This window comes from Vibrio sp. KUL78, assembly GCF_059725505.1.
Genome location: NZ_AP045838.1, coordinates 832,994 through 846,770, shown reverse-complemented (window position 1 = coordinate 846,770; position 13,777 = coordinate 832,994). Strand labels below are relative to the sequence as shown.

Sequence of the window (13,777 nt, the reverse complement as noted above, 5' to 3'; positions counted from 1 at the left end):
ACTCAAGGTAATCGTCTTGTTTTATCAACGATAAAGTCAATAAGAAGTCGAACTTGAGATGGAAGATATTCGCGTGACGAATAGTACAGCCAAATTGGAATCGTCTCGCCCCAACAATCTTCTAGCAAAGGTACGACTTTTCCTTGTTTTAGCTCTTGTTCAAACATCCAATTGCCTAAACAGGCGATCCCTGCACCTAAAAGAGCGGCTTCTTTGGCTGCTGAGAAGTTATTGACGACGAGATTGCCTTTCGGCTCAAGTAAAACGGCATGGTCGCCTTGTCTTAAACGCCATTTATGCATTTTTCCCGTAGTGAGCGAGCGCACAGGCAGACAACGATGTTTGTCTAAGTCGTCTAGTGATTTTGGACTGCCAAACTTATCGATATATTCTTTCGACGCATAGAGCCCTATCTCTGTATGTAGAATAGGTCTTCCGACTAATCGTGAATCTTCGTTTATAGATGCACCAACGCCAAGATCAAAACCCTCTTCGACAATGCTGACGTTTCTATCGTCAAAGCTGACCTCGCATATCACCTCGGGGTAAAGCGCCATAAACTCGATGATGATAGGCAGAATGATATCTTGACCTATAGAGCTTGCAGGAAGGTTAGCTTTTATTCTTCCTGATATGCGTGTGGGATCGTCAGTTAGCTGGCTGATCACGTTCTGAATAGAGTTGACCGATGGAGAAAGGCTCGCATAAAGCTGCTCACCCGCAGGGGTAAGGCTTAACGAATGTGAGGAGCGCAGGAATAACTTGGTTTGCCATTCTTGCTCAAGCTTACTGATGGCCTTGCTCACCGCAGGAGCCGATACACCAAGTTCTCTGGCGGCCTTAGCAAAGCTGCCAACTTTCGCTACTTGAATGAAGATAGGAAGTTGCGTTGGTAGTGATTTCATTAACCAATAGTTATTTATAGAGTAATTGAAATGAAGCTACAGGTTATGCCTGAATTCGTCAATACTGTATTGGGTCACACTTCATGGCTGATAAATAAGTGTTGCAACGTGGCTCAGTACTTTTTAGTTATTGATAGGGTTAGTCTACTCATGAAAAAGCTAATTGTTCTCTTCTCAATTCTTGCCGCCGCAATGACAGCTGCATTTCAAGCCTATTGCGCGGATACCATTCACCTAGTGGCTTACCACGGTAACGAGCAACGAGTGATTGAATTATTGAAAGCTAACCCAGACCCAGATGATAGAGACTCATCTGGTGGCACAGCATTGCATGCTGCCATGTTTCAAGACAATACACGAATTGTTGAGTTATTGATTGACGCGGGATTTGACGTAAACGCTGTGGGTCCAAGAAATGGTTATACACCGCTTCATGATGCGGTGTGGGGAAACAACTTTCCTGCATTGAAAATCTTGGTCGAAAACGGTGGAAATGTCTCAATCAAAGGACACGATGGCAATACGCCGCTTGAAAAGGCCATTGCCGAAGATAAATCAGAGATAGCAGCCTATTTAAGTAGCTTAGAATAGGCCTAGATAAATTATGAATCTGATGAGCATGTTCGTTAAGGTATGAGTGGCCAGCTATGTTCTCTCTGATAAGAGCATCGTGATGCCAAAGTCAGGTTTAGTATATGTCGGCGTCGCTTCCATATTTTAGTTTTCGATCCCAAAGAGAATGTATAACGAGTGAGATGAGTACAATCGTCCCTCCTAACAAGTTTTCTTTTTCTGGCACAATACTCAATACCAAAAATATCCAAAGCGGTCCAAGTAGAAGCTCGAGGAGCAATATCAGTGCAGTTTGGGCAGCTGGAAGGTACTTCGATGATTGGGCGATAAATAGACCAGAGAAGGGGACAACAATGCAACCTAATAGTGCCATGTAGATAAACTGCACACCATTAAGAGATGTTGGGTTAGCACCATTCAGTAACGCGATGCTGGCCATCACTATCCCGCCAGTGATGAGAATGTTATGACTATTATTACCTTGTCGCTTTCTTAAGCAAACTAGATAGCTCGCTGAGCCAACTGCGGCAATAATCGCATAGTAGTCTCCCGTCAATTGGCCTGAGGTTGCACCATGTAAGAAGATAACGCCAACCCCTAGTATTGAAGTCATCATTGCAGCCACAGTGTGCTTTTCGATTCTCTCTTTGAGCGTGAAAAAAGCGATAACAGCAGCAAAAAATGGTGCAGTATTAAAGATAGCTAAAGTACTAGCGGCATCTGTACTATCTATTGATAGAACGAAAAAGGAAGTGGATAATGCAAACGCACACCCCCCGAGAAGGTCAATTGTGCGATATGCTGTTGGCGCTTTACGTCGCGTTGTTGCGAGTGAAGCTGATGCAATGATTAATATTGTTAGAGATAATAGTAAACCTCTCCAAAAAACGAGATCCCATATTGCACTGTCGATTAAGTGCACAAGAACACTGTCAAAGCTCAAAATGAGTACGCCTAATAAGGCATATAGGATACCTAATTTATTATTCTTCATGTTAGATAGGGTTCTTGAATAGAATATTAGATTTCAGGAGACCGAATTAATTGTGAAACCAAACCAACTATGCCCAATAAAGGTCATTGGTGAAGCAAACACTTAACCAAAGATTCTCACTAAGTGGTGTGAGACGTTGTTCTATCTTTTTTCGAACTGAGTCTTGCTGTTGAATATCAAAATGGCTCATAGAATCTCCGACAATGAACGTCACATCGACACTTAACTGACGACCTGTCTTCGTAGCTCTGACGAAGTAATCAGAGAAGCTGTGCTTTGATACAAACGGCCGCAAAGCTTTTTCTATATTGTTCTGAATGCTCTCTTCTGGAGCCATAACCAGAAGTTCTTTCGTGCTAATTAGCAGTCTATTGAACGGCACTTTGATAAAGTACAGCGTTGCAATGATCACTGAAAGGGGATCTATATACCGCGCCAAACCTCGGAGTGTTTCGGTCTGGCTCATCCAATAACTGAGCAAAAAAGAAAGAACAACCAATACACTAAAAATGGCGTCAACCATCCATTGTTCACATTCTGCTTGGATTAGGTCGTTTTGATTTCTTCCGAAATATTTGAGAAAACACCAGCTACATGAACAAATCAAAGCAGTAATTAATCCATAGTAGACACCAGAGAAAGCGTTAGCACTTTCAGAACCACCATTAATGATTAACAGAATGGCACTCGCAAAGCCATACAAACAAATGGAGATGATAACCAGAGATTTGATCATGTTCACTAGAGGTTCAACCGCCATTGACCCCATATGGAAGCGGCTATTAGGTATGTTTTGGGCATCAAAGCTGTCATCTTTGCTGATAATGACTAAAGCGTACATCGTTATCATGGACAGTAAGATAGAAACACCTGAATAAATGGCATCGAATAGAATGATGCCAGACTGAATGATTAAACCCCAGGCGATTCCAACTGTGGTGTAGATGGTTCCCATAGCTATGGAAAATTGAATAAGTCTATGTTCCTTCTTATGAGCATTAGTCGACATCTTTGACTCCATGATGCTCTTTTTCAATGATCAACCAAACTGGTACCGCTAGCATAAGCAGAAGTAAGCTCCACATACCGGCAGATGGACCACTTCCGTAGATTGTCGCAACAGAAAAAACAAACGCCACAGTACCAACAGGAATGTAGTGTTTAATATTCAGGATGCTCGAAAGTTTGTCTCGCTTTACAAACAGTATGCCTTCTACTGCGCAGCAAAACACGTAGGGAATCATTGCGGCATCCGTTGATAAATCGACGATAAGATTATAAAACGTCGCCATGGCTTTGCCGCCAGAAACATCGATGACCAGCAATAGACTAGCTAAAGTGGCAGAAATCAAAATGCCAAACATAGGAGAACCGGCTTTGTTAACTTTAGCGAACACTTTGGGCATGGCTCCGTTTTTGGCTGCGGCCATAGGAACTTGTCCCATAAGGAGCGTCCAGCCGTTAATTGCACCGAGAGAAGAGATGACGGCAGCGATGGAAATAATTTTTGAGGCGGTTGAACCCCACATCGCATAGGCCGCATCAGCGAATGGGGCACTAGAATGGATGAGCACTTCGCTTGGGAGTACGCCTAGCACAACGGTCGTTCCGAGAATATATACCAATGATGAAACGATAGTTCCTAAAATGGTAGCTCTTGGGATCGTTTTGTCGGCGTTTTCTACATCACCAGCAGGCACAGTTGCTGACTCTATACCGAGAAAAGCAAACATCGTTAATGGCGCTGTTGCTGCAAGGGCGCTGAAGAATGGTTTGTCACTTGGATTGATTACTGCAAAATGACCCCAGTCAACCCAAAATAGTCCAAAGACGCTAATACCTATAAACGGAACCAGCTTAGTGTAGACGGTTACTGCTTGGAATAATCCCGCTTCTTTTACACCTTTTATGTTAATGGCGGCAATAAACCAAATAGAACCTAAACCGATAAGCACGTTGGCTCCGGTGACTCCATTTAGAGCTGGAATTAGACTGTTCAGATAACCAACTAATCCTGCAGCCATGGCGGGCAGTGAAGCCCATATAGAAATCCAATAGCCCCATGCCACTAAAAAGCCTGTGAATCGACCGAATCCAAGCCGAGTGTATGCATAAGGTCCGCCTGTTGCTGGTGCGATTCGCGCTAGGCGGGCGAAAACCATACCTAAGCAAACGGCAGCAAATGCCATTAAACCCCAGCCAATAATAGCAACGGTACCATAAGGTGCTAAAGCCGCAGGTGCAATAAAGAAACCTGAGCCTATCATATTGCCTATAATCAAAGCGGTACAAGTCCACAGTCCTAGGGACTTAGTGTTGGTAGGAGTTGATGTTGTCATTGTTGTGTTTGCTTGATGAGTAGTTGAATAATCGCTTGGTTAAGTTTTGACACTAACTTTTCGGACAAGAATCTCATGAGGAAGGGCAAAACTGTCACTGTTACAAAAGTAAACCAAACATCGAAGTACTTTCAGCACGCCATACTTTGTGTTCAGAGGTGTGCATGAGAACGCATTCGCCCCATACCAAAATAGGTATTGTGGGGCGAGTTAGGTTATGTATTATTTCAGTGAAAAGTGCTTGATAGCTTTTAAGCTCTCATCGCTTTGATGACCAAAGTAGCGCTGGAACACTTCAGTAAACTCAGTACTGTTGTACGCATCGCTTAAGGCTTTATCAACGGCAAATCTGAAATCATCGTTGTCGCGAGGAACAACAAGCGAAAGCATAGCCGTGTCATAAACCTGACCAGAAAGCTCTAAGTTAGTGAGTCCACTTTTGTTTAACTCATTACTTAAAGAACTCAATTCACCAAAATATGCATCCGCTTTTCCGGAGTTGACCATCTCAAGACCCTGCTCGTCTGTGTCAACGCTAACCACTTTAGCAATCACACCAAGATGTTTAACTTGGTTTTTGACCCATTCTTCTGTAACGGTATCTTTATGCACTACATAAGTATGGTTTGCCAAACCACGATTAATCGTAGCGCGCCATTTTGGCCCATCATGCGCAGGTTTGCCTTCTAGTACACGCTTAAGATCATGCGCTGCATCCTCACGGATAATAGCGCTTATACCACCTTGGAATACAGGGATGGAAAAGCTAGCTTGCTGACGTCTCTCTGTTGTCGGAATGATCGCACTACACAACATATCAATCTCGTTGTTAGCGATTTTTTGTATACCATCATCGAGTGTCATTGGAACAAAATTAACTTTGCTTCCATCTATATCCATTGAATGCGCAATAGCGTGGCATAGTTCAACGGTATAGCCATCGGCTTGACCTGTTACCGAGTTGAGTGATGAGAATGGTGCTTCATCTTGAATGTAGCCAAAAGTGAGATCGCTGTCGTCAGCAATTGCAACACTTGTGGTTGCTGAAAGTACGACAGATACAGTCAGCGCACTTTTAATAAAGGATGTTTTATTAAACATATCTACGTTCCTAATCTTGTATATAAATCATATGGTCGCGATGCAGATATTTAATCGCTTGACTTAATAGAGTCGCCGTCAACAAATCGGTAAGCGATGAAGCCGTAAAGTAGGTAAGACACCATCATGACAACCATTCCTCCGAAGACTGCTTCCATACCTGAGGCATACAAAGCATAAGCACTATAAGTAATAGCGATTAACATGCAGATGATATTTAGCGTGTATGCCTTACCTGTCACGTTTGCTTTTTTCATGACAATAACAAGTGCAGAAATCGATGTGATGTAAGGGACAATGTTCGTGACGGCTGCTAGGTCAACAAGTTTGCCAAACTGAGCGGCCGCATCTGGAGACATGGTAGAAACTGCAAATAGAGTTTGAATAACACCTGCGATGATCATGCCAGCAACAGGAGCACCTACTTTATTTAGTTTCGCAAATACTTTAGGGAACATGCGGAAGTCCGCAGTGAATTTTGCTGTTTCGGCTAGCGTGAACTGCCAACCAAGCAGTGAGCCAACACAAGCAATCACTGCCAGTGCCATGATGATTTGTCCAACAAATGGGTTAAACATTTGAGCATATACGTAAGCAAAAGGCGCACTTGAGTTCGCAAGCTCCGAATTTGGAACAATACCAAATATTACGGAAGTCGAGAGTACATAAATTACTGCTGCGCCGAGGGTCCCGAGCAAACACGCTAGTGGAACGTTTTTCTTTGGATTTTCCACAGCATCCGAGTTTTGCGCCGCAGACTCCATACCTAGGAAAGCCCATAGAGTAAGCGGAATACTCTTTGCGACTGCGTCTGAAAATTCTAGGCTATGTGGATTCCACGCTTGTGCAAATGTATCTGCAGAGAACCAGAACCAACCAATGATGCCAAGTCCCGCTACTGGGATGATTACGCCCCAAACTGTAATAGAGCCAATCTTACCCGTAAGCCTGGCACCACCAAAGTTTGCGACGATAGTCAGCCAAATCAAGCCTACCACACCAACAAATAACGGTGTTGCACCTGTACCCAACCATGGAATAAAGGGAGTTAAATAACCTACCGCAGAGATAGCAATGGCTACGTTACCAATGGCGAGTGATAGGTAGTAAAGGAATGACGCCATAAAGAAGCTTGATTTACCATGCGCTTCTTCAGAATAAGCAGACATACCGCCAGAGCGATTACAAAAAACACCAAGTTGAGCAAAAGAGTAGGCAATTGCCATTGAGCCTACCGCTGTTATTACCCATGAAAGTAATGATACAGCACCAATTTGTGCCATAGATGATGGGAGCATGATAATGCCGGATCCCATCATATTTACTGCAACTAATGTTGTTAGTCCAGCTAGCGTCATCTTTTTATTGCTAGATTCAGCCATTTTATTCTCCTAGAAAATAGTTGAATGAATGTGGTCCCTGTTTGAGTACTTTGCTTACAGGATGATTGATAACCGATTCGATATATAGCAGATAAAAAGAGCTATATTTGAGTTTGCTAATTATCAGTTAGTAATGCCATTATGAGATGTTTGTCATCTGCTAAATAATTTAACTGCCATTGGTTGAATTATAGTTGTGTGACTTTGGTATCGATAAGACATTGAATTGGAATGCTAAGTTATTTATATGCAATTGCATAATCATTTTTGTAGGATCAAATCCTTCAAAATATAACTTGTGTTAACTGATGGTCTTAAAGGCGAATGAATTTATTGGCCAAGTAATATCAATAAAATCTGAATGTAACAAAATATTTCAATGGATTGTTGGTTTGTGTTTATTAAGTGGGCGTTGACTCTTTGTAGGGTTCGATCCTTCAAAATGTATTTTATCGTCATTTTCATTGGGAGCATAATGTGGCTAACTTATTGAGGCTTACAGAATTCAGGAGGAAATTTGAGTAATATAACCCACTCTCTACCAAATAGATTAGCACGCCAGTTCCCAGTGCTTTTAGTTTCAGAAAAAACAAATGATATTGCTAATGATATGAGTATTTCCTCAATCAAGAATTTCCTAAAAGAGGATAATATTGATGTTGAAATATGTCGTACACTTAAAGAGTTTTCTACATTTGCTTCTTCAAATCCAGCCTTTAGTACTGTTATTGTCAGTTGGCATCTGTGTCAAACTAACCAAGCATTCGCGATAGACACAATTAGAACTCTTCGCTCTAAATGTTCAGGTATTCCAATCTTACTTGGTATGTCAAAAGAACAATCTTCTATTATTCCACTAGAGTTTATAGAGACCATGGATGGAGTTATTTATGTTCCGGAAGACAGCCCGAGGTTTATCGCCGGTCGCATTAAAGCGGCTGCCAAACGTTATTTAGATACTATTCTACCGCCATTTTTTGGTGCAATGGTCAACTTTGATGACTCTCACGAGTATTCTTGGCATACCCCTGGCCACACTGGTGGTACAGCGTTTATGAAGACACCAGTGGGTAAAGCATTTGTTGATTTTTATGGTGAGCAAATGCTGCGTTCTGACTTATCGATTTCTGTTGGAGAACTAGGTTCGCTTAATGACCACAACGGGCCCGTTGCAGAAGCTGAGAAAAATGCTGCACGCGTGTTCGGAGCAGACCACACATACTTCTCAGTGGGCGGAAGCTCATCAAGTAACGAGATCATTCTTCACTCTGCAGTTACCGATGGCGACACAGTACTGGTCGATCGTAACTGTCACAAATCGCTTAACTACGCGTTAAACATGTCTGGGGCTATGCCTATTTACATGGTCCCTAAGCGAAATGCGCGAGGTTTAATCGGCCCAGTTCCTTCTAGTCAAATGACTCAAGAAGCCATTGAGCAGAAGATTGAAGAGAGCCCAATCGTTGTCGACAAACAAACGATGCCAGTCCTTGCAGCATTAACAAACTCAACCTACGACGGCTTGTGCTACAACGTTGAAACGACCACGCGTCTTTTGAGCAATTCGGTTCCTCGTATTCACTATGATGAAGCTTGGTACGCTTATGCACGTTTCAATAACCTCTATGAAGGCCGTTACGGCATGCATCGTGGTGAACGTCATCCTGATGATGCAACGATCTCTGTGACGCATTCAACGCACAAGCTTCTTGCGGCACTGTCCCAAGCTTCGATGATTCATCTGCGTTCAGGCAAAGTACCCGTTGAGCCGGCGCTGTTTAATGAAGCCTTTATGATGCACACGTCAACGTCACCACAATACAGCATCATCGCATCGACAGACGTATCTGCCAAAATGATGGATGACTCAGGTGAATACCTAACAGATGAGTGTATTAGTGAAGCAATCGCATTCCGCAAATCAATCGTCAACATCAAGCAACAGATCCAACAGCGTGATGCCAACGATTGGTGGTTTGATATGTGGCAGCCAGACCAAATCGACGGTGTTCCATTTACTGAAGTAGCTGAAGATAAACTTAAGACAGACCCAAGCTGCTGGTGCTTAAAACCAAATGAAAAATGGCATGGTTTTGATGACTTAGGTGAAGACTACTGCATGCTGGATCCAATCAAAGCCACGATATTAACACCAGGAATGGACATTGATGGGCAGCTAGAGCAATCAGGTATTCCTGCAACCTTGGTTTCCTCATTCCTCTCTAGCCGCGGCATAGTCGTTGAAAAGACCGAACCCTATTCGTTCTTAGTTCTGTTCTCGATTGGCGCAACCAAAGGTAAATGGGGCTCACTGATTTCTGGTCTAGTCGAATTTAAACGTTATTACGATGAGAACGCTCCATTGAGTGTTGTGTTACCTGACTTGGCTGAAGGCTACCCGGATCGTTACGCTGATATGGGCATTCAAGATCTCGCTAAGCAGATGCACCTAGCTATTGTAGAAACAGGCATGTTAAAGCATATGGACAATGCCTTTACTCAATTGCCAGACGTAGTGAAAAGCCCACGAGAAACCTATGGTCAGCTTGTTAAACGCAACGTAGAGAAAGTCGCTGTTAAAGACATGGTGGGCCGTATCGTCGCTGTTCAAGTTGTGCCATACCCACCAGGTATCCCACTAATGATGCCAGGCGAGAAAGTAGAAGCGAGCAACACTGCAGTCATCGACTACTTGCTAGCGCTGCAAGAGTTTGATGCACAGTTCCCTGGTTTTGAGCACGACACGCATGGTGTTGAGGTTGAGACCAATGAACAGGGCGAAAGTTACTACAGCTTATATTGCTTGAAATAAACATCATGGGGGCACAGATGTTGCTCCCCAAATAACAGAATAATCAAAATGCCCAAGCGGCGTATTTAAAAAGGTTTACTCATGATTTCTACAGGTTACACACCCGTAAAAAGTAAAGTTCTTGTGGTTGACGACAGTTCATCTAATACCAGTATGTTTCGTAACGTTGGCGCTCTTATTGAAGAGCTAAATATACGAGATGTATTTGTCTCACACGCCACCTCTCTTGAGGATGGCATTGCAACAGCATCTTCAGATGCATCGATTCACGGTGTGTTCTTGAACTGGGAGCTGCAAGGCGGAGCGGATAATCACGCAGCAGCTAAATTGATTCTGGAAGAACTATCACTTCGTCATGAAAACATTCCTGTTTTTCTAATGGCCACACACAGTGACAAAGTCAAAACGATTGACGAAAACGTGATGAAAAAAACGACAGAGTTTGTGTGGATGCTACAAGATACGGCAGATTTTATTGCAGGGCGTATGATTGCGGCAGTAACACGCTATCGTGATCAGCTTTTGCCTCCATTCGCATCGGCACTGGCAAAATACTCTCAGCGTAAAGAGCACTCTTGGTCTGCTCCGGGTCACCAAGGTGGTATCGCGTTTACTAAACTGCCTGTGGGTCGTGCGTTTTTCGATTTTTATGGTGAAAACTTGTTCCGCACAGACATGGGTATTGAGCGCGGAGAGCTTGGGTCGCTACTTGATCACTCTGGCCCTGTTGCAGAGAGTGAAAAATACGCTGCGAAAGTGTTTGGTGCTGACCGTTCTTATAACGTAGTAGGTGGTACATCAGAATCTAACCGCACCATTATGCAAGCGTGTATGGTTGAAGATGAAGTGGCTATTTGCGACCGAAACTCACATAAATCTGTCGAGCAAGGCTTAATGCTCACTGGTGCTCGCCCAGTGTATCTGGTTCCAACACGTAACCAATACGGTATCATCGGTCCTGTACCTGCAAGCGATATGTCTGTTGAAAGTATCCAAGACAAGATCAACTCGAGCCCACTAACAAAAGATCTCGACAACAAAAACGCTGTTTATTCTATCCTAACAAGCTGTACTTATGATGGCTTGTGCTACAACGCTGAAAAAGCTGAACACTTGCTTGGTCAAAGCTCACCGCGAGTGCATATGGATGAAGCTTGGTATGGTTACGCACGTTTCAACCCTATTTACGACAAGCACTTCGCAATGCGTGATGAGGCAAAAGGTGAGCCAAATGCTCCTACTGTCTTTGCTACCCACTCAACACACAAACTGCTAGCTGCATTGTCTCAAGCATCCTATATCCATATGCGCGAAGGCCGTGATTCTATTCCGCATGACCGTTTTAATCAGTCATACATGATGCACGCAACAACATCTCCGCTGTACTCGATTGTTGCATCTAATGATATTGCATCGGCAATGATGGACGGAAATGGCGGTAAGTTACTGACCAATGAAGCGATTGAAGAAGCGATTGGATTCCGTCAGGCTGTTGGACGCATTCACAAGCGTCATGAAGCCGACGGTGATTGGTTCTTCAAACCATGGAACGCATCCGTGGTTACTGATAGCACAACAGGTGAGACGTTCAACTTTGAAGAAGCACCTCTGGAACTACTATCAACAGAACAAAAATGTTGGAGATTAGATCCAAAAGATAAATGGCATGGCTTCAGCGATTTAGAAGATAACTGGGTCATGCTTGATCCGGTTAAAGTGAGTCTATTAACTCCGGGAATGGACGAAGACGGTAACCTATTAGAAACAGGTGTGCCTGCAGAACTATTTACTGCTTACGCAGGTCAATTCGGCATTGTTCCTACTCGTACTACTGATTTCCAAGTGATGTTCTTGTTCAGCATCGGTGTGACTCGTGGTAAATGGGCAACATTGGTCAACACAATGCTTACTTTCAAGCGTATGTATGATGAAAACACACCACTTGAACAGGCTATTCCCAGCTTGGTTAAGGAGAACCCAGAGCGTTATGCGGGCCTTGGCTTAAAAGACTTAGGTGACCAAATGTTTGACTTTATTAAGAATGAAGATCCAGGCACATCATTAAACCGCGCGTACTCGTCTCTACCTGAACCAGTGCTTACACCACGTGATACTTTCCAGCGTCTTGTTAAGGATCAAGTTGAGTTAGTTCCCGCAGATAGACTTCATGGCCGAATCGCTGCTAATGCTGTTATGCCGTATCCACCAGGTATCCCAATGGTGATGTCTGGTGAGAAATTTGATGAGCAAGACAGCCCACAAATTGACTACCTAATTAAACTTGGTGGATGGGATCGCCAATTCCCTGGTTTTGAGCATGAAGTAGAAGGTGCTGAAGTTGAAGGTGGTATGTATTGCGTACTGTGTTTAAAAAACGACTAATCTGAACTAATTAAAGTTCCATCTAGGTAAGTAACTTAATTTAATTACGAACTTTTCATATTTAATTTAACCAATGATGTCCTTGAGTGTTAGATACATTCAAGGGCTACTTACACTTTATTTAAGTGAAAAAATATTTATCTTTACATTACTATTTAATAAGGACTTAATTACCAATGAAACTAAGATTTGCTGCTTTAGCGGTAGCTACTGCTATGACAACCTTTAATTCTACCGCAGCTACAGTATATCAAAGTGAAGACTCGAGCCTTGATATTGGTGGGCGAATTGAAGCCCGAGCTAATTTCTCCAAGGCAAATGAAAGCGATACATCAAGCAGCCAATTTTCAGATGCGTCTCGCGGAAGACTTAATATTGAAGGAAAGCAGAGCGTTAGTGATGGGCTCGCTTTTACAGGAAAGTATGAGTTTGAGTTGACTGAAACTGATGATGGTGAGATAGATGACGTTTCTATTAATACTAGATACTTATATGTAGGAGCGGAAACTAATTATGGAAGTATATACTACGGACATCAAAATAATGCAGTTACGTATTTAACAGATTGGACGGATATGGCTGAGACTTTCAGTGGTTACATCAATGAATATACAGTGACCACATCAGACCGAGCAAAAAATGTTCTGAAGTACGATTACACCAATGAAAGAATGACGTTTCAATTGAGTGGTAACTTTAACTCAGATGTAGATGCTGAAAATAGTACAGGCGTTGGTGCGGTTCTTGCCTATAGCTTGCCAATTGGCTTAGAGGTTGGTATTGGTTACGCAACAAGTGACGAGACTTATAGTGAAGGTTCCGATACCGCAAAATCCAATGCTCAGATGTTAGCGGCTAAATATGTCAATGATAACGGTTTATGGGTTTCTGTGTTGTACCAAGGAGGTCAAATCTCAAAGCTTGAAGTCGTAGAAGCAAATTATCAATCCGCAGACGCTTATCTTGGTTACTCATTTGGTGATAATAACGTCAATGTTACGTACAGTTATTTTGATGCTGAAGGTCTGGATGAATTAGATATCAACTTCGTGGGTCTTGAGTATGCAAGAACCTTTAGTGATGTTACTTTGTTTGGAAGTTATAAAATCAATCTGCTAAATGAAGGGAAAGGTGGTTTAGGAGATAATGATGATAATGAAGTTATGCTGGGCCTGAGGTATTCTTTTTAGTTGACGTTTTATACTAATGTTTGAAGGTGTTCTTTAAGCATTAATTCAGCGTAGACTGTACACCTTTTTAAGTACTGTTGCTTTGTCTAGCGCATTTTC

At 42.7% G+C, this 13,777-nt stretch carries 10 protein-coding genes; 4 read left to right on the top strand and 6 right to left on the bottom strand.

All coding sequences use genetic code 11. The annotated features are described in order from the left end of the window. Positions 1-2: 2 nt before the first annotated feature. Entirely contained in the window at positions 3-905 is a 903-nt protein-coding gene (locus tag AC6I8Y_RS20405; protein ID WP_498022916.1) for a LysR family transcriptional regulator, read from the bottom strand. A gap of 150 nt (positions 906-1,055) precedes the next feature. On the opposite strand from AC6I8Y_RS20405, the gene AC6I8Y_RS20400 reads away from it, so the two are divergent. Further along, positions 1,056-1,496, top strand: a complete 441-nt coding sequence (locus AC6I8Y_RS20400) for an ankyrin repeat domain-containing protein (RefSeq protein ID WP_498022915.1) — start codon at positions 1,056-1,058, stop codon at positions 1,494-1,496. Between the two features lie 97 nt (positions 1,497-1,593). Here the strand turns inward: AC6I8Y_RS20400 and AC6I8Y_RS20395 are convergent, their stop codons facing one another. From AC6I8Y_RS20395 to potE, 5 genes are all read right to left on the bottom strand, one after another. Next, complete coding sequence (locus tag AC6I8Y_RS20395) at positions 1,594-2,472, bottom strand: DMT family transporter (RefSeq protein ID WP_498022914.1); 879 nt, start codon at positions 2,470-2,472, stop codon at positions 1,594-1,596. A gap of 67 nt (positions 2,473-2,539) precedes the next feature. Then, entirely contained in the window at positions 2,540-3,481 is a 942-nt protein-coding gene (locus tag AC6I8Y_RS20390) for a cation diffusion facilitator family transporter (RefSeq protein ID WP_498022913.1), read from the bottom strand. Beyond that, complete coding sequence (locus AC6I8Y_RS20385) at positions 3,471-4,811, bottom strand: amino acid permease (RefSeq protein WP_498022912.1); 1,341 nt, start codon at positions 4,809-4,811, stop codon at positions 3,471-3,473. Before AC6I8Y_RS20385 ends, AC6I8Y_RS20390 begins: the two co-directional genes overlap by 11 nt. Positions 4,812-5,033: 222 nt before the next feature. After that, positions 5,034-5,912, bottom strand: coding sequence for a transporter substrate-binding domain-containing protein (locus AC6I8Y_RS20380; protein ID WP_498022911.1), 879 nt, complete (start codon positions 5,910-5,912; stop codon positions 5,034-5,036). 50 nt (positions 5,913-5,962) lie between these two features. Beyond that, positions 5,963-7,294 (bottom strand): putrescine-ornithine antiporter, encoded by a 1,332-nt coding sequence (gene potE, locus AC6I8Y_RS20375; RefSeq protein ID WP_498022909.1) that lies wholly within the window; start codon positions 7,292-7,294, stop codon positions 5,963-5,965. Positions 7,295-7,811: 517 nt separating this feature from the next. Here potE and AC6I8Y_RS20370 point away from each other — a divergent pair. The 3 genes from AC6I8Y_RS20370 to AC6I8Y_RS20360 all read left to right on the top strand — a co-directional run bounded on the left by AC6I8Y_RS20370 (position 7,812) and on the right by AC6I8Y_RS20360 (position 13,678). Continuing rightward, entirely contained in the window at positions 7,812-10,106 is a 2,295-nt protein-coding gene (locus AC6I8Y_RS20370) for an Orn/Lys/Arg family decarboxylase (RefSeq protein WP_498022907.1), read from the top strand. Between the two features lie 81 nt (positions 10,107-10,187). Beyond that, a complete protein-coding gene (adiA, locus tag AC6I8Y_RS20365; protein ID WP_498022905.1) occupies positions 10,188-12,488 on the top strand; it encodes an arginine decarboxylase in 2,301 nt (766 codons plus the stop codon). 176 nt (positions 12,489-12,664) lie between these two features. Beyond that, positions 12,665-13,678: a porin gene (locus AC6I8Y_RS20360; protein ID WP_394149101.1), complete on the top strand. Its 1,014-nt coding sequence runs from the start codon at positions 12,665-12,667 to the stop codon at positions 13,676-13,678. Positions 13,679-13,777: the final 99 nt, after the last annotated feature.